We start from the raw sequence: 20,037 nt of genomic DNA on the forward strand, positions 1-20,037 counted from the left end.
GATGAACAGCCAAAGTTTTCTGTTATCGGCCCTGAGCCTGCTGGTGCTGTCAGCCTGCTCGCTGGCGCCCGATACCCCTGACCAGCTGGCACAAGTGCCGGCCAATTACCCACAGCAAGCCAATGCTTCAGTGGACAACAATGCCAGTACTTTGCATTGGTCTGAGTTTTTCAACCAACCGCAATTACAGCAGTTAATCAGTCAGGCGCTTGAGCAGAATAAAGACCTGCGCCTGGCGGCTCTGAACGTCGAGCGGGTGCGGGCGCAATACCAGATTGCCGACTCCGCGCTCTACCCTGGTGTGGATCTAGCCGCCTCAGGGACCCGCCAGCGGTTGCCGGGTGACTTGACCGGCACGGGCCAGGCGGCGGTCTCGTCGCAGTATGGCGTGAATGTGGGTATCACCGCCTATGAACTTGACTTGTTTGGCAAAGTGCGGAATCAGTCTGAACAGGCGCTGCAGCAGTTTTATGCGTCTGAGCAAAGCCAAAGCTCTGCTCAAATTAGCCTCATTAGCGAGCTGGCTGCCAGCTGGTACAGCTATGCCGCCAACCAGCAACTGCTTGAGCTGGCGACGCATACACTGAACAGCCAGAACAAAACACTGGAACTGACCGAAAAACGTTATGAGCTGGGCGCCGCCTCTGAACTGACAGTGCAACAACTGCGTGGCACAGTGGCCGCCGCCAAAGTGGAACAAAGCCGCTACCAACGGCTGTTGCAACAAGCGAAAAATGCGCTGGATTTGTTAGCTGGCGTTCAAGTCAGTGCAGACCTGCTACCCAAGCAGCCACTGTCCAAACTGCTGACCCTGCCGGACTTACCGGCAGGGGCACCGGCTGAGTTGCTGACGCAAAGGCCGGATTTAAAAGCCGCTGAGCATCAGCTCAGAGCTGCCAACGCCAATATTGGCGTGGCGAAAGCGGCCTATTTCCCCAGTATCAGCCTGACAGCTACGGCGGGCACTGCGTCGGCAGAGCTAGGCGGGCTGTTTGAAGGTGGCTCTGGCGCCTGGAGTTTTGTGCCACAAATCTCAATGCCAATTTTTAACTGGGGCCGCACTCAGGCCAATGTGGACATCGCAGAAACGGACGGCAAGATTGCACTGGAAAGCTATCAGCAAAAAGTGCAGCAGGCCTTTCGTGAAGTGGCGGACGCGCTGGCTGATCAGGCTGGCTACCGCAGCCAGCTGGATGCCCTGCAACAATTGTCGCACAGCAGTGAACGCGCTTTTGAGTTAGCCAATGCCCGTCATCAGCAGGGAGCAGACAGTTATCTGGAAGTGTTGGACGCCCAACGCAACTGGTATAGCGCGCAGCAACAATTAATCAGCGGACAACAAGCCAGGTTACAAGGCCAGTTAACGCTGTACAAAGTGCTGGGTGGTGGCTGGCAACAAAGCCCGGCCCCTTAACCGGTTATTCAGGGCTACAGCCAGGCTGTAGCCCTGCGGAGTATTCTGATGTCTGATAAACCTAAACGTCACCTGGACCCGCAATTAGCTGAAGCACGGCGGGCACAGGTGATCAATGCCGCCTCTGACTGCTTCCGGCGCAAAGGCTACCATGCTGCAGGGATGGCGGAGATATCCAAAACAGCAGGCATGAGTGCAGGCCATATTTACAATTATTTCGACAGCAAAGAAGCCATTATCGAAGCCATTATTGAACGCGATAAAGAAGAAATGTTTTCGGTATTCAACGGTTTTCTGGAGCAGCCAGGGGATTTATTGCAAATCATGGTCGATGGCGCTGATGACGGTGTAGAAAAACATCTGGATTTGGAGCGCTCAGCGCTCGAACTGGAGATGTTGTCGGAAGCCGCCCGCAACGAAAAAGTTGCCGCTTTGTTAGCACAAAGCGATACCCAAGCCCGCGCTTTAATGAAACAGCTGATGCAAAGCGAACGCAGCCAGATCCGGCATTTGCCTGAACATGAACTGGATGCCCGTATTGCCGTAATGTTTTCGATGATCACCGGACTGACCATGCGCCGGGTGTTGCACCCGGAACTGGATAAAGACACGATTCTGCTGGCACTGAACCCTGTTCTTAAAACCTTATTGACGCCCTAACTATCTCAGCAACACGCCGCTGAATTTGCACTTCAAAAAAACAGCCTGGCACGTGCCAGGCTGTTTTTTTCAGAAGTAATAGCCATAGGACAAGCTAACAAAATCCAACCCTGGGTTCGGATGTTTTAAACCCGCATTGGAATAATGCAGGTACCGCAGGCTCAGGCTTTCATGGTCGGAGATCCAGACCATCAGGCCAAGCCTGTCTTCAAACTGGTAATGGGTGCTGACGTTTTTACCGGCAAAATAGGTGTCATCCAAAAAAGACACCCCAATACCAAACTCGCCCTGCCAGTCCAGATCCCAGACGCGCCCCAACGACCAACGCAACACAGGCGACGCCGCCACGACCAGATTACGATCTGAGCTGTTGTGTGGTCCATAACGCCAGAAATTGGCGCTGCTTTCCAGCCAGAGCTCGACCTGCTCAGGCACCCACGTCGGGTTTGTCACCCGGTACTGATAAGCCAGTTTAATGCCTTGCACATCGCCTTCCCCTTGCAGGTAATCGACCGCCAGCGCCTGCTGGTTTTCTGCATGGGCAGAAGCCGCACCTAGTCCAAACACCAAGCCCAGAGCCCACAGCACTGTGCGACCTGATTTACTACCGGAATTCATAACAACCTCATTTACTCTGGCACTAGCCAGGCTCAATTTGTGCTGCTATTATCAGGAACGATAAGAAACAATATGTATCAATTCACTACCAAATCGTATCAAATGGACCGACTCAGCCCTTTACTCACCCAGTTTGCCCCACAAGCTACTCTGTATTTTCATGGCAGCAGTTGCCAGAAAACAGACTTTTGCCCACAACAACAACGCGCTTACCTGCATTTGATTGAATCCGGCCAGGGCCTGATCCGGCTCGGTGCTGAGCAACTGGCGATCAGTGAGCCCTGCCTGCTGTTTATTCCACAAGGCCTGGCGCATCAGTTTGCCGTCGAACCGGGGGCCAGCCTGGCCTTCCACTGTGCAACCCTGGATTGCGGTGGCCAGGCAGGTAACCCGCTGTTAAACGCTTTGCCGGACATCAGCCTGATCCCGCTGCAACAATGCCCTGAACTCAGAGCGGTGATGTGTATGATTTGGCAGGAGAATCAGCAGCAACAGTGTGGCCACCACACTGCGGTACAGCGCTTGACAGAGTATTTGCTGGTGTTGTTATTGCGCTGGATCATGACGTCGAGCCCACCCGAGCAAGGGGTTTTGGCCGGTCTTGCCGATAAAAAACTCGCCCCACTGTTTAATTTGTTGCACCTGCAGCCCGAGCGCCATTGGACACTGGAATTGATGGCGTTAGAAACAGGCATGTCACGCGCCCGCTTTGCCGAGCACTTTCGCGCTGTGGTTGGCCAGACTCCAGCCGATTATTTACTGGGTTGGCGACTCAGCCTTGCCAGAAAAAAGCTGTTGCAAGGCGCCGAATTAAAACAAATAGCGCCAGCCGTCGGTTATCAGAGCCTGACCTCATTTCACCGGGCTTTTAAACAAAAACTAGGCCTGTCACCGAAAGAATGGTTACAGCAGAGCCAACAGGCGGCTTGAAGATCAGGCCGTTTCGCCCTGGAACTTCTTCATCGCGCCCAGCGCCTGAGCCCAAAACGCCATGCCACTGCTGTCTTTGCGCAGAATGGCAGATCGTAAGCCTGTTTTGGCTTTGTCCATCAGATCCAGCTGCTCTTTTGCCAGCTGCTCCGAGTCACCACTGTCATTGCTGCCACTATAGAGCAGTGTCCGCATTGCGGTAATTTCAGTTTGGTTTAAGGTTCCCGCCTTTACCTGCTTATCCAGCCACTGCTCAGCCTGACCACGCTGAATTTGGCTGAAATCCAGTGTTTTGCTGGTATTGGGTTGTTCGGTCTGCGACGTACTGTCACTGCCCTTCAGTTTGTCCTGATACAAGGCTGAGTATTTTTCGGTCAGCGTCTGCGCCTGGCTCTGAGACTGCTGGCGGATCTGGAACAATGTGTCAAAAAGTGAAGTCCCTACATTCATCTGCTATTCCTGCCTTTACCGCGATAGGTGTCGAGATTAAGCAAAATCCGAGCCAGCAAAATTTTGACGCGGCTCAGTCAACTACAGCCCTGTCTCTGTGCTTCGTTTGCAGCAACGCTTCCTGCTCCAAAAAACAGTCCTTTTGCTGCAGCGCCTGTTGCAAGCCAAACAGCTGATGCTTCTCACAAAGCGCCAGCGCTTTGACCATAGCGGTCGGCTGTTTGGCTTTGTGTACAAATAAATCCAGCCAGGGGCTGCAATCAGCCGGGGCGACAAACCGCACTTTCTCGCCCTGACGCTGGCGCAATAAGTCATACAGCTCAAGCCCGGCTGCATCAAAATCAAAGGCACAAAAAATCCGCTGGTATTGCTGATAGAACCGGGTTAACAGGGCCGAACTGGCTTTACTGCCCGCCGCATAAGCCAGATCAAATTCCGATACATCTACTGGCAACGCCAGCATCTGGCTCAATACCGGCAGAAACTCGGGATAGCGGAAAAAGCAGTGCTCGTTTTCAATCAGCAGCAAATTGTTTTTTGGCTGATAACTTTGCCACTGCTGAGTGGAGGTCAGCACCACAGCTTCAGGCTGTTGGTTCTGGCACTGCTGGTGGTACACCAGCTGAAACAACACTCCGGTGCCTAATTGGTGTGAATCGCCCAGTAATGCAGCTTCGCGCCGTGATGACGGATGAATGGCATAACGCTCCAGCTCAGCAAACAGCGGTTCGGAAAGAATATGCACCTGCCAGCGACCTGAGCCCAACTGACGTACTTTGAACAGTTCAGATTTTCGTCGCACAAAATCTGGCGGTAAGAACTCCAGCATCCGACCGTAATGCACCGCTTTGCCCTGACGGATCTGTTGCAGATATTTCTTCAGCATGACGCCTCCTTCTCTGACTATTCTGACCTGCAGTTCCACTGCCGCCAAAGTTTTATTTTCAGGTCATAAATATGTCATCGAAAGGCGGCATGATAACGCCCGGAAAAGACACCCTGTTGTGTTGTTTCTCTCTGGATTGTCCTGGATTTTTTGCGGAGGCAAGGTGCATCACCCTGCCTCCTTTTTTTTTTCAACTCTGCAGCAAAAAACCTTCATCCAGCCAACCAGTAATACCACCGAGCATTTTTTTAACCGGTCGTCCCAGCTTCGCCAGTTTCAGCGCCGCTTTATCGGCGCCATTGCAATGCGGGCCAGCACAGTACACCACAAATAAAGTATCAGTTGGATACTCTGTCAGGGCATCAGCGCTAATACGTGGGTGCGGCAATAACAGGGCCTGCGGTATATGGCCGGCCTGATAAGCGGCTTCGCCCCGTACGTCCAGCAACACAAAGTCTTGCCGACCATTGCTTATCGCGTGATGAACATCATAACAATCGGTTTCACACTGCAATAATGCCGAAAAATGTGCCAACGCCAGATCGGCGGAAGCGACTTGGGGCCTGGATACCATAGAGGACATCTTAGTTTTCCTTTTAGTTGAGTGGCAAAACCAAATCAGTCTAAGGCCTTGGCGACTTGCCCACACCTGGCTAAAATACCATATTAAGTTACATTCAGGCCAAAAAGGGGTGATTATGCACAAAGTGGCAATTTTACTGGGACCTGCGGTCTCCAGCTTTGAACTGGGTTGTGCCAGTGAACTCTTTGCATTGACCCGACCTGAATATGACGACTGGTATCAGACCGATATCATCAGCTTCCACCCGGGCCCTTTGCTGGCGACAGGTGGCTTGCAACTGCTGGTACCGCAAATACAGGATTTGAGCAGCTACCAGACCATCGTCATTCCCAACTGGTCCGTCAGCTCACCGCAACCTCCGGCATTGCTGCACCAGCAATTGCTGCAGGCGCATCAGCGTGGCTGTCGTTTGATATCGTTTTGTTCCGGTGCTTTTTTATTGGCGGAACTGGGGCTACTGACCGGCAAAGCGGCTACCACCCACTGGCGTTATGCGGCAGAATTTCAACGTCGGTATCCGGAATGTCGTTACCAGGACAATGTGCTGTATTGCTTTGACGGCCAGATTGGCTGTTCGGCCGGCAGTGCCGCCGCTCTGGATTTAGGCCTGGAACTGATCCGGCGGGACTATGGTTTCGAAAAAGCCAACCAGGTGGCCAAACGTGCGGTCATCGCCTCTCACCGTCAGGGTGGTCAGGCTCAGTTTGTTGAAATGCCCTTGCAGAAAAAAGCCAATTTGTTTAGCCAGACACTGGACTGGGCCATCAGTCGCCTTGCCACCGCATTAACGGTCGACCAGCTGGCCCAACAAGCCTGTATGTCCAGACGCAGCTTCGATCGCCAGTTCAAAGCCAGTACCGGTTTAAGCCCGCTGCAATGGCTGACCCAGCAACGGCTGCAACTGGTGCGGCATTATCTGGAACAAGAGCAATATTCGCTGGAACAAATTGCCGACTTAACCGGGCTCGGCTCTGTACTCAACCTGCGCCAGCAATTCAGAAAACATTACGGTGTCACGCCACGGCATTACCAGCAGCAATTTTGCCGCTCGCAGGTATGAGGCGGCTTTTTATTGCCGCCCTGTGGCGGCCATCAACAGCCCAAGAGTAGAATTATCTTTTAATTTCAATAGGTTATCAGGATGGCATTGGTTTTGCTCTGTAGCAGAGCAACCACTAAGCAGGAGATGCCCTGATGATCAGTACAGCCCTGAGTGCACTGAACTCCCTTGCCAGCTACCAGCTGCAACCCAAAAGTACGTCCATGCAACCGGAGCAGCAGAACACCGGCACCGAGTCGGTCAAAGTGACTTTATCGAACGGCGTCAGAGACCCGGATTACAGCTACCAACGACTGCTGAACCAGGCCAATGCTGCAGCCAACCAGAAACAGCAGGCGCAAGCTGCAGAGGCAGAGCCGCAGGAGTCTCAAAACGCGATCGATTCAGACCAGCTGGAAAAAATGCTGCAGCAGGTGCTGGACAATAAAACAGGCCTGGACCGGAAAAAGCTGGAAGAACTGCAAGAAAAAATTGATGCCTTGATGAACAAAGAAGGCGAACTCAGTGATGCTGAGCAGAAGCAGCTGGAACTGTTGCAACAGCAAAAAGAAGCCATTATAAAACAAGCGGCAGAGAAACTGGCCGCTGAGCAAAACTAACCTGAGCAGCTTTAGTTTTGCGAATTCTGCTGCGCCCGGATTTGCTGGCGTAACTGCTGCAAAGCCCCGCTTTGTTGCCACTTTTGCAAGTGCAGATCCAGTACGCGGCATACGTCGGCCTGATGGCAACCAAAACGATGGCTGGCAGCAGGGAACAACACATAACTTTTCACCTCACTGAGCGTACCACCCGTTTCCAGCCAGCGCCGTTCAAATGTCACTTTATCCAGCACCAGCAACTCGGTGCGTTGCTTCTTTAACAAGTCGACCAGTTGGGCATGATGAATCACTTCGCGGTACGACGGTGCCTTGTGCACGACGGCGGCATATTCAGGCCCGAGGATCGTCCTCGCGTTCTGAAAACTGGCCAGGTGATAACGGCTGAGATCCTGCACTGAGTTCAGGGCGCCATGAAAAGACGCCAGCGCAAACACCCTGTTGTCAACCTGCAGGTACGGCTGAGTGTAAAACAAGCCTTGCTGTGGCGCGCCGCCTTGCCTGGCGGCGATATCCAATTGATGTTGCTGTAACATCCGGGTCATTCGGGCATGGGGTGCTGGCACAAATTCCACCTGGTAGCCCATTTCAGTCAACAGCTGTTGCAACAACTGCTGCTCAAAGCTGATGGTGTTACTCCGTTGGTCCGGCAACACATCCTGACTGATCCCCACCAGTAAAGGCCGGGCAGACAAACTCAGACTGCAACACAAAGCCAACAGCAATACGCCTGGTTTCATCCCGCCATCACTCCTAATAATTCTGCCCAATGCTCAGATAATAGCGCTGAGTACGGTGGCCATGCTCCTGCTCAGCCACACCATAGCCCAGGTAAATCGGGCCTATTGGACTATCCCAGCCAGCAAACAGGCTGCCCGCCCAAATCCAGTCTGTCTGGTTGGCCAGCTCGCGCAAATTAATCATATTGCCAGCCACTTTGCCGCGCTCAATTGATGTCCCCAGATAAAACGGCGCGTTGACAATGCTAAACCGGTTTTCATTCATCCGGTACAGGTAGACCAGGCTGGCAAAACGGATTTCCGACCCAAACAGGTAGTTTTTCGGGTAACCGGATAGATTCAGCAAACCACCCAATGAATGCTGCTCCAGCGCCAGTGCCCCTTCTGCGCTTTGGTACTTTTGCCAATGCCAGCGCGCTCTCAGCGTATGCGGCTGCCAGCTGCGGGCCGCCATCACGTCAAAGTCCTGGCTTTGGCTGGACGTGCGTTGTGCCAGCACATCATCTTCCAGCCAATGTTTAGCTATGCTGATCCGCCAGCCGCGGCTTGGAAACGCCGGGTTATTTAAGCGGTCCCATACAAACTCCATGCCCGGGCCATCGCGCCGGTACGCCAGGTAATGCGTGCCCAGTTGCTCACCGACAAAACGGGGAAATTCATAGCGGCCGCGAATTTGCTGCCATTTCAGGCTGAGCCGGGCATGATCAGATAAATCCCAGCCGGTTTCGGAGTACAGCAGGTTTTCTTCATTGAGAAGCTCTCCCAATGACAGCAAGCCCTGGTCCTGCACTCCTAGCACATTGTTGTTATGCACAGCACCGACACTGACATAGGTCCGGGCACTCAATACAGGCCAGTACAGTTCTGTCTGCAGCTGTTTATCTGACCCCAACGCAAGAGCGCTGTGCCACTCGGCGCCCAGAGGCGACAAATTGGTGTAGGTATAAGAGGCCGCTAACTGGTAATAACGATTTGCCTGAAAATCATCTTCCAGCGCAAAACGAAAGTTCAGATAACCTGGCCCCCAGGATTTTTCCTGCGCCTGCACTTTAAGTTCAGTGCCATCCTCAGCTTCCACCAATTGCATCGACACCCGCTCAAAGGTATCCACACCATAAACCTGCCGCAGACCTTCTTTTAAATCCGAACTGCGGTACTGCTGGCCCGGTTGCAATGCCAGCCGGTCCAGGATCAGCTGATCGCCCATCCGGCTTTGGTTATCCAGCGTAATCCGATCAATCTGTACCCGCTCGGAACGCTCTGCCCGTTGCTGCACCAGCCACTGCTGATAGTCTGCCGGCGCGGCGGCAAAACGCTGCACTTGTTGATGCAGCGCCTGTGCCGCTGCAGTACCAGCGGCAATCGACTCAGGAAAACGGCCAAAATCCAGGGTGCCAATAGTGCCAAGCTCAGGCTCGATCAGCAGATCATCCGACCCCAATGATGCAATCTCCTGCTCCACCACTTGCCGCACCAAAAAGTTGGTCAGCTGGTCTGTGACAGCAAAAGCTGAATCCAGTTGGTTTTTATTCAGCAAAGGCGCATCAATACTGACCGCAATGACCCGTTCAGCTCCCAAGCCGCGAGCGATACTGACCGGCAGATTGTTCGCCACACCACCATCGACCAGTAAACGGCCATCCAGCTCCATTGGACGAACAACACCGGGGATCGACATCGACGCTTGCACCGCATGCAACAGACTGCCCTTTGCCAGCACTACAGTCCCCCTGTTGGTCAGATCGGTCGCTACCGCCCTGAACGGAATGGCCAGCTGATTAAAATCCGCATGATTAAGCTCCGCACCATAGGCCTGCAAGATAAGCTCCGCCATGGCCTGGCCAAGCAATACCCCTTTGGGAGCTTTCAAACCGGTTTCATCGACCCCCAAAGCTAAGCGAATTGGAAAGGCATCCTGCTGCTCCTTTTGTCGCAGTGGCATTTCGTCACGGTAGACTTTGTCACGAAAGCCTGAGCCCCATTCCAGCTGCCGCAAAATTTGTTCTATCTGGTCCGGACTGTGGCCTGTGGCATACAAGCCCCCAATAAATGCGCCAATACTGGTGCCGACAATCAGGTCTATCGCGACCCCTTGCTGCTCCAGCTGACGCAACACGCCAAGATGGGCACCACCGCGGGCACCGCCGCCGCCCAGCACCAGCGCCGTACAAGGCCGCTGCAGCGCCTGGGCACAGATAGGTTGCGCATCGGTCGCTGAGAGTGCAAAACTGCAACACAGCAAAAGACTTAATCCAGCGATGAAGTTCAGTTTCATGTCGTCAACCCTTACCAAAGCTACCTAGGTTATTCTGTGTAAAATCAGCCACTTTTCCAATGCTTTTGTTGTTTTAAGGTTGAGGTCGGCGGTGCTTATTGCTAATGTTTGTTGCAGTACAAGAACAGGACGCTCCCCCTCTTGGGTGCCACAGGTCAAGCATGACGAACAGGCCGACACAGGTCGCAGATACTGAGACAGGTAGCCAGTTAAATTCTTTTCACGAGGTCAGATGTTCGATTCACTGCGCAGCCGCCTGATCCTGACATTACTCAGCCTGCTGACTGTGCTGGCCATCGCCAGTGGGTTGGCCACGTTAACAACGATGAAACAAGACAGCCGGCAACAGGCAGAACAGGCACTGCAGGTTGCTGCCAATGTACTGTTGCAGGCGCTGGATAACAGAGCAACTCAGCTGAACAACTCGGTTCGCTTGCTGGCCAGCGATTATGGCTTTCGTCGTGCCATTGCGACTGCAGAGCAGGAAACTATTTTATCGGTGCTGGATAACCATGGCAGCCGGGTCGATGCAGCACTGGCGGTGTTGTTTTCACCTGAAGGTCAGTTACTCGCCAGTACCAATCCAGCCCTCAGCAGCACCGACTTCAGCTCTTTTTTCACGCAAGGTCAAAGCCGCAGTGCAACCGACTTTAATGATATTCAAAAGTTAGGCGACGAGTCGTATCAATTGGTGCTGGTGCCGGTGCGGGCGCCACAAACCATCGCCTGGATTGGCATGGGGTTTCAGTTGGATCAACAACTGGCAGAGCAGATTAAAGGCATTACCGGACTGGATATCAGCTTTACCAATGCTGGTGGTCCGAGCGCCGTTGCCAATAACTCGACACTGGCCTCTCATCTGCAGCCGTCGGTGCTGACCTCACTGCCTGAGTTCAAAGCAGGCCCACAAATTCCGTTTTCCAGCGCAGATGAGCAGTACCTGTCGCTGGCATTGCCGCTGGATCAGCACCATATCCTTTGGGCCTTATTGCATTACCCAACGGAGCGCTGGCAAAGCAGCTACCAGCAAATCCGCCAGCAACTCCTGACCATTTTTGGTGTCAGTCTGACACTGGCGCTCATCCTGGCGTTGGTCGTGGCGCGCAGTATTACTCAACCATTGAAACAGCTGACTCAGTTTGCCACTGCCATTGCTCAGGGCCAGTCCAATGTCCGCTTGCCACAGGCAACCGGCGAAGTCGGTGTATTGGGACAGACCCTTTGCAAAATGCAGCAGGCCGTCCAGCAACGGGAAGAACAGTTGGTGCAACAGGCACGGCATGACCATTTAACTGGCCTGAAAAACCGCACTTTTGCCGAGCAGGAATTGCAGCAAATACTCAGTCAACACCATTGCAGCCTGATCTTGCTGAACATTAAAAATTTCCGCCATATCAACGATTCACTCGGCTTTAATTCAGGGGATTCGTTACTGCAACAAGTGGCTGAGCGTTTACAGCTGGTCAAACCATCGGCCAGCTTGTTGGCCCGACTGGGTGGAGATGAATTCCTGATGGCCTACCCCAGACCTTTTCAGGATTCTGACGCCTTGATCCTGAAAATGCAGCTGCAGCAGGGCTATTACCTGGATGGTTCCTCCCTGAGCCTGAGTTTTGTGCTCGGTATTTATTGCATTGAAGCTGACAGCCTGCCAGTCAGCGATGCACTGCGCCGGCTGGACATTGCGCTGAGTAACGCCAAGCAACTGCAGGAACAATACAGCTTTTATCAGCAAGGTCAGGACGAACATCACCAGCGCCGCCTGACCATACTGCGCGATCTGCCACTGGCGTTGCAGAGCAACCAGTTGTTTGTGGTGTATCAGCCAAAGGTTGATTTGCACCAGTATCAGTGTGATGCGGCGGAAGCCCTGATCCGCTGGGTACACCCGGAGTTGGGTTTTGTCCCGCCGGACGAATTTATTCAATTGGCCGAACATGCCGGTTTAATCAATCAGGTGACGGACTGGATGCTGAGCGCGGTGATCCGGCAACTGGCATCCTGGCGTCAGCAAGGCATCGAACTGCAAGTGGCCGTTAATTTATCTGCTCACGATTTAAGTAACCCAGGATTACCCGAACATATTGCATCTATCCTGCAGCAACACCAGTTGCCTTCCAAAGCACTGGCATTGGAGGTTACCGAAGGGGCTGTGATGAGAGACCCCAAACAAGTGATCCGCGTGCTGCATCAACTCAGACAAATGGGAATTGACCTGGCGATTGATGACTTTGGTACCGGACAGTCGTCGCTGGCTTACCTGAAGCAACTGCCGGTTCATGAAGTGAAAATTGACCGGGCCTTTGTGAAAGACATTGAGCACAACCACCAGGACGAGCTGATCGTCAGCGCCACAGTGCAGCTGGCTCATGGGCTGGGTTTAAAGGTCACCGCAGAAGGATTGGAAAATAAAGCTGGTTTAGCTATTTTACTGCAGCATCAGTGCAATATTGTGCAAGGCTATTATTTTTCCAAACCGCTCACTGCCGAACAATTTGGTATTTGGCTGGGCGGTTTCAGCGCAAAACAGAATCAATGGTTTACTCCGGAGGACATCGGATGAATAAAGCTTTAAGCCTCCTTTGTCTGGCCCTGTCGATGCCGGTGCTGGCCGCGGCCGACAAAGTGATAGCAACAGGAGGCGCCACCAGCATTGAAGGCGCTGCCGGTGGTGGCATTGTGCCCTGGGCTGTCATTAACGGTTACGCCAGCAGCGAGCAGTGGTCCGTCAATACCTTTGCGTCCACTGTACAGGTAGACGACTTCAGTCTGCACAATGTCGGGTTAGGACTGAGCTACGACGATCGCTGGGAATGGTCCTTTGCCAGGCAAAAATTTCAGCTCGACAGTCTGGGCGGCGAATTGCGCCAGGACGTTTGGGGTGTGAAATACCGGCTGGCCGGTGAGCTGCTGTATAGCAGCATGCCTCAGCTCAGCCTGGGCCTGCAGTATAAAAAACATCGGGATTTTACTCTGCCTGCTGCGGTCGGTGCAGCAGAGGATTCGGGTGTGGATTATTACCTGGCTGCCAGCAAAGTCTTTTTCCATTCCACCGCTGGTCGCAATGTACTGCTCAACGCCACCTTGCGAAATACCGACGCCAACCAGATTGGCCTGCTGGGTTTTGGTGGCCAGGGTGCAGAGCGTAAATGGCTGCTGGAAGCATCAGCTGTACTGCTGTTGGACTACCAATGGGCCTTAGGCACCGAGTTTCGGCAAAAACCCAATCAGCTTGGCTTTGCCGATGAGCAGCATTGGCGGGACCTGTTTGCCGCTTATTTTGTTAATAAACATTTATCTGTAGTGCTGGGTTTTGTCGACTTGGGTGACATTGCCGGATTTCAGGCGCAGGACGGTTGGTATTTATCGCTGGAGGGGACATGGTGAAATGGCTCACATTGCTTGGGTTTAGTCTGATGCTGGCCGCCTGCCAGCCAACGCCACCCCAGCCATTGTATCAGCGCCTGGGCGGGCAGACAGGCCTGGAGCAGATTGTTGATCATCTGCTGCAAGGCATTGCCAACGACCCCAGCATTGCCCGTCATTTTGAAGATACCGATATTGCGAATTTCCGCCGGCTGCTAATCGAGCAATTATGCGAATTAAGCCAGGGCCCCTGCAAATACAGCGGCGTCACCATGCAAGAAAGCCATACCGGATTTCAGATCAGCAAAGCCAATTTTGATGCCTTGGTCAACCTGCTCATCGATGCCATGCAGCATCAAGGCGTCAGCATCAGCGCACAAAATGAATTGCTGGGCATGCTGGCACCTATGTACAAGGATGTGGTTTACCGTTAATCAGGCCTGAGCCATTCTTCGCTGCTCAGCGCTGCGAAGAACGGCTGCTCAGCTGCAGCCATTGCCGTTCTGGTCCCAGCTGTAACCGGCAGTCAGCAATAGTGGTCAGTACCGGGCTAAAACGGGTCAATCGTTCAAAATACAGCATAAACTCAGCCAGTTCAGCCGGGTCTTGCCCCTGGCCTTTTTGCCATAATGCTTCTTCTTGCTGTGACCGCCAGCGGCAGACGGTTGCCCAATCCGGCGCCTGCAGCCAGACCAGTTCAGCCGCCAGCGCATTCAGCTGCGCATAGTCGCCTGCCAGATGCTGGTTGACCCAACGTCGCCAGATCAGCTGCGGGTCCTGCTGGCGTTCCAGTTGATTGATCGCCTGCCGCAGATCCTCGTCCGGCTGTGCCGGTAAGCCAAGGCACCAGCCTTCCAGCAACACAATGTCCGCTTGCACTGGCGTATCCAGATAACTTTGCTCAGTGCCCTTATCAAAGCGCCGCCAGGCCACCGCCTGCCCCCGCAGGAATGCCTGCAAATCATCAATCAGCTGACCACTATGATGAGTGCCTGGCACGCCACGTTGCAGACAAAGCGGATGCACCAGCTGCGCCAGTACCTGACGTTCAGCGCGGTCCAGGTAATAGTCGTCCAGCGACACCACTGCAACCTTCAGTCCTTGTTTCTGCCATTGTTGCTGCAGTTTCTGACACAAGGTGCTTTTGCCGCTGCCCTGAGCAGCACTGAGCGCCAGCAGCAAAGGCTGCTGGTCGGTCGGCATGGGTAATGGCTGGTTTAACGAAAAAGATTCTAAAATCCGCCGCCAATACGACGAACCGGAACTGGAAACAGATGACATTTCAATAACCTGCTTGGCGCTGTTGTTGACCTCAAGTACACTGCAGTATCTCCCGACAACAGGTAAATTGCATGCGTTTTCTGATCATCTGCCTGCTGGGGTTCAGTGCTTGGGTACAAGCAGACTCCATGCGGCAACAACAAATGGATTTAATTAATCAGCAACCGCAAGAGCAGCTGCAAAAGCTGCTGGATTCACCGCAAGATATGCCAGAGCACCATTTTTATCTGGCCTATGCCTACTACCGGATTGGCAATGCCGACAATACCCAAAGCCACAGCCAGACGGCGCTGGATAAAACCAGCGACCCAGAACTGCGCAGCCGTCTCTATTTACTGCAGGCGCTGAATTTTGGTGTACACAAACGGGATACCAATAAAGCGCTGGCGCTGCTGGAACAAGCCGAGCAGTCGTTACCTGAATCACAGGACCCTGACGTACTGCGGCTGAAAATGGACATTCTGGAAAGTTTTGCCCAGGCCTACAACCAAAAAGGCCTGCAGGACAAAGCGCTGGAGTACGCCAGGCAAAGCCTGGCGTTGGCGCTAAAGCACCAGGCGCCGCAACGAGAACTGGACGCCCGGGTGATGTTGGGCCGGTTGGAACTGCAGAATAATCAGCTGGCGACTGCATTGAATGAATTTGAACTGGCACTGGTGCTGGCACGGACACAGAAAAATGACAAAGCCCTGGCCGCCATTTATGTCCGCCTTGGCATGCTATACCAGAAGATTAATCAACATAAAGCAGCCATAGCTCAATTCAGTCAGGCGGTCGAACTCTATAAACAGCTGCAGTTTACCTCGAACTTAATTAATACCCTGACCAATCTGGGCGATTCATTACTCAGCGATCATCAGCAGGAAGCGGCGGAGCAGCAGTATCAACAGGCGCTGGAACTGGCGCAACAGGCGCAGGATCCTTTTGTCATTGGCACTGTCTATGTCAGCCAGTCTGAACTGGCCACTGAACGCGGCGATCTGGTGCAGGCCAAAGAGTTACTGGAAAAAGCCTACCAACTGTTCAGTCAGAACAATAGTTTAAGTTCACTGAAAGAAGTCAGCCTGTTTCTGGTCAGTCTCTATATCAAACAGCAGGATCTGGCTGCTGCTGCACAGTTGCTGACTGAAGTGGGTGAAGGTATTTCGGCCGCCCCCAAATTCTTACAAAAACGCTACTACGAACTGAGCGCACAGCTGGCGGAGCAGCAGCAAAACTGGCAGCAGGCCTATCAGTTCGAACGCCTGGCCAATGAACAAGAGCAAGTTGAATTTAAAGCCCAACAACAACTGCAAGCCAACAGCCTGCAGCAAAGTCTGGATTTACATCGGGCTGTGGACCTGGCGGAAAGCCAATTGGCCAGTCAAAAGCAATACAGTCTGTGGGCAATGCTGTTAAGCCTGATCCTGGCCCTGGCCACAACGCTGCTCTGGTTAAAACGTCGTTTTAGCGCTCCCCAGACAGTTCCACAGCAGTCGGGCTGGCGTCAGTTTCAGGAGCTGGTGGCGCAATCTGCGCCTGGCCAGATGGAAGCCTGCGTGCTGGTGATTACACCGGCGGATCTCAGTCAGCAATTACTGAGACAGGGACCGGATCTATACCAGCAGTTACCCGCACACTATGCTCCGCTCAGTCAGTTGGCGCTGTTTTATTGCTGGCATGAGCAGGAACTGTGGTTGTACAGCCACCAGTTGGATCTGGCTGAACGCCTGGCCCATCAGGCTGCGCAGCTTGGCTTGCCCTGCCATACCGCACTGGTGCAATTAAAGCAGTTTGCCGGTTCAGCACAGGCCTTACCGGATCTGGCCGATATCCGCTACCTGATTTGGCAATGCTGGGCGTTGGCCCAACAACAAACCCTGACCGCGCCTTACCATGCCACGCTATTCTGCCCCTCGCCTATCAGCCTGTCCTGGCATAAAGACAGCCTGAAGCAGGACCTGTTTAATGCCATCAGTCTGGGGCAACTGGAACTGGTGATTAATCAGGAATCGATCGGCGCCCGTTTACAGTACCAGTTACGGCAGATTTAACCCTGCCGTAACTGGGCTGGCAGCTCGAACAGCTGCAATTTCTTCAGCAGCGGGCAGCGAAAGCTCAGCCGCACCGCCTGCAGCATCAACCCCTGTTGGTTCTTATTGCCACTGCCATAAGCAGGGTCACCCATCACCGGATGACCCACTGCGGCAAAATGCCGGCGGATCTGATGTTTACGCCCAGTCACCAGGTCAACTTCAACCAGACTCTGCTGGGCCTGCTCATCTATCGCCAGGCGTTGGTAACGGGTCAGGCAGGCTTTGTCATCCAGCGGCAACTCAATTTTGCCCTGCTCAGCCACCAGGCCTTTCACCTGAATATGGTAGGTTTTATTGATTTGCTGCTGCTGAATCAGTTGGCCCAGCGCCGCCGCAGCCGCCTTGTTGTGCGCCAGCAACACCAGACCACTGGCTTCTCTGTCCAACCGATGCAATAAAAACACCGGCCTTTTGTTTTGCCAATGCTGCTCAGCAAAACGCAGCAAACTTAAGTGGTCGCCCCACTCATTGCCTTGCGACAACATGCCGGCCGGTTTAAACCAAAGGCTGTAGTGCCGTTCATCCTGCAGCAGTACTGCGGCGTCACAGCTTCTGGACAACAGTTCATCGTCGTAGTGCAACTCCAGCGAATCACCGGCCTGCAAGTCGGTCTGCGCCCGGCGCAGTCTTTTGTTTTGTTTGCCACGACGCCACAACAAAGCCCCTTTGGTCATGGCGTCTTTCAGCCGGGCTTTACTGAGCTCTGGAAACTTCGTCACCAGCAGGTCAATTGCCAGACCTGGCGCTGTGACCACAAACTTTTTACTGATCTTCAAAATAAATTCCGTACCCTGAGAAATTCAGCCGCTATTCAGCGCCTCACGCCTGTAATGATACCAAAGCACAGGAGGCTATGTATGCGTAAAATCAGTCCGTTCGTTTTTCTGTTGTTACCCTGGTTCAGCCTGGCAGCCGAAACGCCGGTCGCCAACAATACCGAGTCCTTTGTCCAGCCTTCTGAAGTAGCGAGAACAGCCACGCCAAAAACGCAGCCGCTGAAAGCCGGCTCTGACCTGATCCAGGCGGTGGAAAATAATGTCTGGTTTGACAGCATTGATATCTCGTTAAGCGGTGATCGCAACGACAACGGTTTTTTCCACAACATCTATGTGCGCTTTGACGCCGACACCGCCTACAACGAAGTACCGGTTTTTGTGCACTACGCGCTGCGCCGCCCAGGCCAGGCGGAAGTGATTATTCACACCAGTTCGGTATTTACCCTGTACGGCACCAGTGCCAATGACTGGTTCGCCATTGAATCTGAGCTGCTCCATTCAATACCCACCGGCTATTACGATTTAGTACTGAGGGTGTACGACGCCGATTATGGCGACCTGCTGGCCGAAATCAGCGGCAACGACAGTGGCGCATTGGCCGATTTAGCACTGGAAGATTTAAGTTATGACCGGGAACCCGTGGTGATTATCGAAGAAGACAGTGGCAGTCTGCACTGGAGCTGGTTGATGGCTTTGCTGCTGTTGGCTCCGCTCAGAAAACAGGCCCTGCGTCGCCGCAGAGCCTGAGTATAACCACAACCGGATTCACGCATTCAGAGGTTGGCTTCGGCGAAAGAAGCCAACCGGCTACGCACCACCCCATTGAGATTAATGGTGGTGCTGCCTTCGAAGTTTTTAAACCGCTCCACTATATAGGTCAAACCCGAAGTCACCGCCGTCAGGTAGTTGCTGTCAATTTGTGACAGGTTGCCTGAACAGATCAGTTTAGTGCCTTCGCCACAGCGGGTAATAATGGTTTTCAGCTGAGCGGCGCTCAGGTTCTGGCATTCATCCAGCAGCACGATGGCATTCTGAATGCTGCGCCCGCGCATAAAGTTAACCGACTTAAACTGAATATTGGCCTTTTCCATAATGTAATTCACACTGGCATGCGGGTGTTCGTCGGTTTTATGCAGCACTTCCAGCGAATCGGTAATGGCCGCCAGCCAGGGCGCCATTTTCTCTTCTTCGGTGCCAGGTAAAAAACCGATGGACTCGGCAATTTCCGGGGTATTTCGGGTGACAATCACTTTGTCGTAGACGCCTTTTTCAATCACCAGCTCGAGAGCTGCCGCCAGCGCAATCAGGGTTTTGCCGCAGCCAGCCGGGCCGGTCAGGATCACCAGGTCCATATCCGGGTCCAGCAAAGCATTCATCGCCATCGCCTGATAGATATTTTTCGGATGGATACCCCAGGCATGCTTGTGCATCAGCCGTTCAAAACCTAAATCAAGAATTTTGATTTCGTTATCAAAAATATCCAGCACCCGGCCGGCAAAGGTTTTGGCCTCGTCAATCAGGTATTCGTTGATATAGGCATTGGGCAACACAGAACGGGGCACAAAGTGGTAAGTATCGCTGCCCTGATTGTGGCTGCGGCAGTCTTTTACCTGCGACCAGAAATCACCGGGAAACTTGTGATAACCCTTATACAAAAAACGGACGTCATCAATCAGCTGGTCGGTGCGGTAATCTTCCACATGCTTCAGGCCTGCACCTTTGGCTTTGAGCCGCATATTGATGTCTTTGGTCACCAGCACCACTTTGGCCGGCGCTTTTTCGCGTTGCAGGTAGAGGGCCGTGTTGATGATCAGGTGATCATTTTCGCCACCGGGCAAACCAGGGATCTGGTCACTGATATGGTGGTCGTTGACGATAAACAAGTGACCGGAGCTCTTTTGCTCGCCATGGGATGGCATCGCCACCCCTTGCAGCATTTGCTCCGGGGTGGCGTCTTTGAGCGCATCTTCCATTGCACGAATGGCCACCCGGGCTTCCCGGCTGACGTCTTTGTGCTTGTCTTTGATATGGTCGAGTTCTTCAAGAACCGTCATCGGGATGACTACATCGTGTTCCTGAAAATTTAAGAAGGCGAATGGTTCGTGCAGTAGAATGTTGGTGTCCAGAACGTAGATTTTTTTATCTTTAGATCGTCTTCGCGCCATAAGAGCTCCTTAGCGACAGGGGACGCCATGCCTGGGGCACAGCTGTTACAACAATCCTGATAGTTACATGACCTCGGAGAACTGAGCTAAGTTCATGTGCCGGGCCAGTTTTTCGTTTTGATAATCTAAGCTTAGAGCAAAAATCGCTGAAGAGGTATGACA

General features: G+C 53.2%; 19 protein-coding genes. 10 read left to right on the forward strand and 9 right to left on the reverse strand.

The features are described 5' to 3' along the window. Position 1: 1 nt before the first annotated feature. Positions 2 to 1,414, forward strand: a complete 1,413-nt coding sequence (locus tag ACFO3I_RS13440; protein WP_377334689.1) for an efflux transporter outer membrane subunit — start codon at positions 2 to 4, stop codon at positions 1,412 to 1,414. Positions 1,415 to 1,462: 48 nt separating this feature from the next. Beyond that, positions 1,463 to 2,074, forward strand: a complete 612-nt coding sequence (locus ACFO3I_RS13445; RefSeq protein ID WP_377334691.1) for a TetR/AcrR family transcriptional regulator — start codon at positions 1,463 to 1,465, stop codon at positions 2,072 to 2,074. A gap of 69 nt (positions 2,075 to 2,143) precedes the next feature. Here ACFO3I_RS13445 and ACFO3I_RS13450 read toward each other — a convergent pair whose 3' ends face one another. Further along, the gene (locus ACFO3I_RS13450; protein ID WP_377334693.1) at positions 2,144 to 2,692 is read right to left on the reverse strand and encodes an acyloxyacyl hydrolase; all 549 of its coding nucleotides are present in this window, start codon (positions 2,690 to 2,692) and stop codon (positions 2,144 to 2,146) included. Between the two features lie 72 nt (positions 2,693 to 2,764). Here ACFO3I_RS13450 and ACFO3I_RS13455 point away from each other — a divergent pair, with 72 nt between their 5' ends. Further along, a complete protein-coding gene (locus ACFO3I_RS13455) occupies positions 2,765 to 3,622 on the forward strand; it encodes an AraC family transcriptional regulator (protein WP_377334695.1) in 858 nt (285 codons plus the stop codon). 3 nt (positions 3,623 to 3,625) lie between these two features. Here the strand turns inward: ACFO3I_RS13455 and ACFO3I_RS13460 are convergent, their stop codons facing one another. The 3 genes from ACFO3I_RS13460 to ACFO3I_RS13470 all read right to left on the reverse strand — a co-directional run bounded on the left by ACFO3I_RS13460 (position 3,626) and on the right by ACFO3I_RS13470 (position 5,541). Continuing rightward, a complete protein-coding gene (locus ACFO3I_RS13460; RefSeq protein ID WP_377334697.1) occupies positions 3,626 to 4,072 on the reverse strand; it encodes a hypothetical protein in 447 nt (148 codons plus the stop codon). A 73-nt stretch (positions 4,073 to 4,145) separates the two neighbouring features. Continuing rightward, positions 4,146 to 4,958, reverse strand: coding sequence for a hypothetical protein (locus ACFO3I_RS13465; protein WP_377334699.1), 813 nt, complete (start codon positions 4,956 to 4,958; stop codon positions 4,146 to 4,148). 190 nt (positions 4,959 to 5,148) lie between these two features. After that, positions 5,149 to 5,541 (reverse strand): rhodanese-like domain-containing protein, encoded by a 393-nt coding sequence (locus ACFO3I_RS13470; RefSeq protein ID WP_377334701.1) that lies wholly within the window; start codon positions 5,539 to 5,541, stop codon positions 5,149 to 5,151. A gap of 115 nt (positions 5,542 to 5,656) precedes the next feature. Between ACFO3I_RS13470 and ACFO3I_RS13475 the strand changes: the two genes are divergently transcribed. Together ACFO3I_RS13475 and ACFO3I_RS13480 are read left to right on the forward strand one after the other, a co-directional pair. Continuing rightward, positions 5,657 to 6,601: a helix-turn-helix domain-containing protein gene (locus tag ACFO3I_RS13475; protein WP_377334703.1), complete on the forward strand. Its 945-nt coding sequence runs from the start codon at positions 5,657 to 5,659 to the stop codon at positions 6,599 to 6,601. A gap of 134 nt (positions 6,602 to 6,735) precedes the next feature. Continuing rightward, positions 6,736 to 7,200: a hypothetical protein gene (locus tag ACFO3I_RS13480; protein ID WP_377334705.1), complete on the forward strand. Its 465-nt coding sequence runs from the start codon at positions 6,736 to 6,738 to the stop codon at positions 7,198 to 7,200. Positions 7,201 to 7,211: 11 nt separating this feature from the next. On the opposite strand, the gene ACFO3I_RS13485 is transcribed toward ACFO3I_RS13480, so the two are convergent. Further along, positions 7,212 to 7,937 (reverse strand): hypothetical protein, encoded by a 726-nt coding sequence (locus ACFO3I_RS13485; RefSeq protein ID WP_377334707.1) that lies wholly within the window; start codon positions 7,935 to 7,937, stop codon positions 7,212 to 7,214. Positions 7,938 to 7,950: 13 nt separating this feature from the next. Next, a complete protein-coding gene (locus ACFO3I_RS13490) occupies positions 7,951 to 10,212 on the reverse strand; it encodes a patatin-like phospholipase family protein (protein ID WP_377334709.1) in 2,262 nt (753 codons plus the stop codon). 232 nt (positions 10,213 to 10,444) lie between these two features. Here ACFO3I_RS13490 and ACFO3I_RS13495 point away from each other — a divergent pair, with 232 nt between their 5' ends. The 3 genes from ACFO3I_RS13495 to ACFO3I_RS13505 are packed head-to-tail and all read left to right on the forward strand — an operon-like array spanning position 10,445 to position 14,012. Beyond that, a complete protein-coding gene (locus ACFO3I_RS13495) occupies positions 10,445 to 12,775 on the forward strand; it encodes a bifunctional diguanylate cyclase/phosphodiesterase (RefSeq protein ID WP_377334711.1) in 2,331 nt (776 codons plus the stop codon). Beyond that, entirely contained in the window at positions 12,772 to 13,599 is an 828-nt protein-coding gene (locus tag ACFO3I_RS13500; protein WP_377334713.1) for a DUF3034 family protein, read from the forward strand. The genes ACFO3I_RS13495 and ACFO3I_RS13500 overlap by 4 nt, the downstream gene beginning before the upstream one ends. Further along, the gene (locus tag ACFO3I_RS13505; protein ID WP_377334715.1) at positions 13,593 to 14,012 is read left to right on the forward strand and encodes a group I truncated hemoglobin; all 420 of its coding nucleotides are present in this window, start codon (positions 13,593 to 13,595) and stop codon (positions 14,010 to 14,012) included. The genes ACFO3I_RS13500 and ACFO3I_RS13505 overlap by 7 nt, the downstream gene beginning before the upstream one ends. A 25-nt stretch (positions 14,013 to 14,037) precedes the next feature. Here the strand turns inward: ACFO3I_RS13505 and ACFO3I_RS13510 are convergent, their stop codons facing one another. Continuing rightward, complete coding sequence (locus tag ACFO3I_RS13510; protein ID WP_377334717.1) at positions 14,038 to 14,859, reverse strand: kinase; 822 nt, start codon at positions 14,857 to 14,859, stop codon at positions 14,038 to 14,040. A 71-nt stretch (positions 14,860 to 14,930) separates the two neighbouring features. On the opposite strand from ACFO3I_RS13510, the gene ACFO3I_RS13515 reads away from it, so the two are divergent. Then, positions 14,931 to 16,892 carry a tetratricopeptide repeat protein gene (locus ACFO3I_RS13515; protein WP_377334719.1) on the forward strand — a complete coding sequence of 654 codons (1,962 nt, stop codon included), beginning with the start codon at positions 14,931 to 14,933 and terminating at the stop codon, positions 16,890 to 16,892. Here ACFO3I_RS13515 and ACFO3I_RS13520 read toward each other — a convergent pair. After that, the gene (locus ACFO3I_RS13520; RefSeq protein WP_377334721.1) at positions 16,889 to 17,710 is read right to left on the reverse strand and encodes a pseudouridine synthase; all 822 of its coding nucleotides are present in this window, start codon (positions 17,708 to 17,710) and stop codon (positions 16,889 to 16,891) included. The two genes, ACFO3I_RS13515 and ACFO3I_RS13520, sit on opposite strands and share 4 nt — an antisense overlap. 81 nt (positions 17,711 to 17,791) lie before the next feature. On the opposite strand from ACFO3I_RS13520, the gene ACFO3I_RS13525 reads away from it, so the two are divergent. Beyond that, positions 17,792 to 18,457: a choice-of-anchor H family protein gene (locus tag ACFO3I_RS13525; protein WP_377334723.1), complete on the forward strand. Its 666-nt coding sequence runs from the start codon at positions 17,792 to 17,794 to the stop codon at positions 18,455 to 18,457. A 26-nt stretch (positions 18,458 to 18,483) separates the two neighbouring features. On the opposite strand, the gene ACFO3I_RS13530 is transcribed toward ACFO3I_RS13525, so the two are convergent. Then, a complete protein-coding gene (locus ACFO3I_RS13530; RefSeq protein WP_377334725.1) occupies positions 18,484 to 19,875 on the reverse strand; it encodes a PhoH family protein in 1,392 nt (463 codons plus the stop codon). Positions 19,876 to 20,037: the final 162 nt, after the last annotated feature.

This window comes from Rheinheimera marina (genome assembly GCF_042654345.1).
GTDB lineage: Bacteria > Pseudomonadota > Gammaproteobacteria > Enterobacterales > Alteromonadaceae > Pararheinheimera > Pararheinheimera marina.

Excerpts from the sequence above, each read along its gene's own strand:
- ACFO3I_RS13490 (WP_377334709.1), bottom strand. The coding sequence starts at position 10,212 with ATGAAACTGAACTTCATCGCTGGATTAAGTCTTTTGCTGTGTTGCAGT.
- ACFO3I_RS13530 (WP_377334725.1), bottom strand. The coding sequence starts at position 19,875 with ATGGCGCGAAGACGATCTAAAGATAAAAAAATCTACGTTCTGGACACC.
- ACFO3I_RS13440 (WP_377334689.1), top strand. The coding sequence starts at position 2 with ATGAACAGCCAAAGTTTTCTGTTATCGGCCCTGAGCCTGCTGGTGCTG.
- ACFO3I_RS13485 (WP_377334707.1), bottom strand. The coding sequence starts at position 7,937 with ATGAAACCAGGCGTATTGCTGTTGGCTTTGTGTTGCAGTCTGAGTTTG.
- ACFO3I_RS13525 (WP_377334723.1), top strand. The coding sequence starts at position 17,792 with ATGCGTAAAATCAGTCCGTTCGTTTTTCTGTTGTTACCCTGGTTCAGC.
- ACFO3I_RS13500 (WP_377334713.1), top strand. The coding sequence starts at position 12,772 with ATGAATAAAGCTTTAAGCCTCCTTTGTCTGGCCCTGTCGATGCCGGTG.
- ACFO3I_RS13445 (WP_377334691.1), top strand. The coding sequence starts at position 1,463 with ATGTCTGATAAACCTAAACGTCACCTGGACCCGCAATTAGCTGAAGCA.
- ACFO3I_RS13515 (WP_377334719.1), top strand. The coding sequence starts at position 14,931 with ATGCGTTTTCTGATCATCTGCCTGCTGGGGTTCAGTGCTTGGGTACAA.
- ACFO3I_RS13450 (WP_377334693.1), bottom strand. The coding sequence starts at position 2,692 with ATGAATTCCGGTAGTAAATCAGGTCGCACAGTGCTGTGGGCTCTGGGC.
- ACFO3I_RS13480 (WP_377334705.1), top strand. The coding sequence starts at position 6,736 with ATGATCAGTACAGCCCTGAGTGCACTGAACTCCCTTGCCAGCTACCAG.
- ACFO3I_RS13455 (WP_377334695.1), top strand. The coding sequence starts at position 2,765 with ATGTATCAATTCACTACCAAATCGTATCAAATGGACCGACTCAGCCCT.
- ACFO3I_RS13460 (WP_377334697.1), bottom strand. The coding sequence starts at position 4,072 with ATGAATGTAGGGACTTCACTTTTTGACACATTGTTCCAGATCCGCCAG.
- ACFO3I_RS13475 (WP_377334703.1), top strand. The coding sequence starts at position 5,657 with ATGCACAAAGTGGCAATTTTACTGGGACCTGCGGTCTCCAGCTTTGAA.
- ACFO3I_RS13505 (WP_377334715.1), top strand. The coding sequence starts at position 13,593 with ATGGTGAAATGGCTCACATTGCTTGGGTTTAGTCTGATGCTGGCCGCC.
- ACFO3I_RS13495 (WP_377334711.1), top strand. The coding sequence starts at position 10,445 with ATGTTCGATTCACTGCGCAGCCGCCTGATCCTGACATTACTCAGCCTG.
- ACFO3I_RS13510 (WP_377334717.1), bottom strand. The coding sequence starts at position 14,859 with ATGTCATCTGTTTCCAGTTCCGGTTCGTCGTATTGGCGGCGGATTTTA.
- ACFO3I_RS13470 (WP_377334701.1), bottom strand. The coding sequence starts at position 5,541 with ATGTCCTCTATGGTATCCAGGCCCCAAGTCGCTTCCGCCGATCTGGCG.
- ACFO3I_RS13465 (WP_377334699.1), bottom strand. The coding sequence starts at position 4,958 with ATGCTGAAGAAATATCTGCAACAGATCCGTCAGGGCAAAGCGGTGCAT.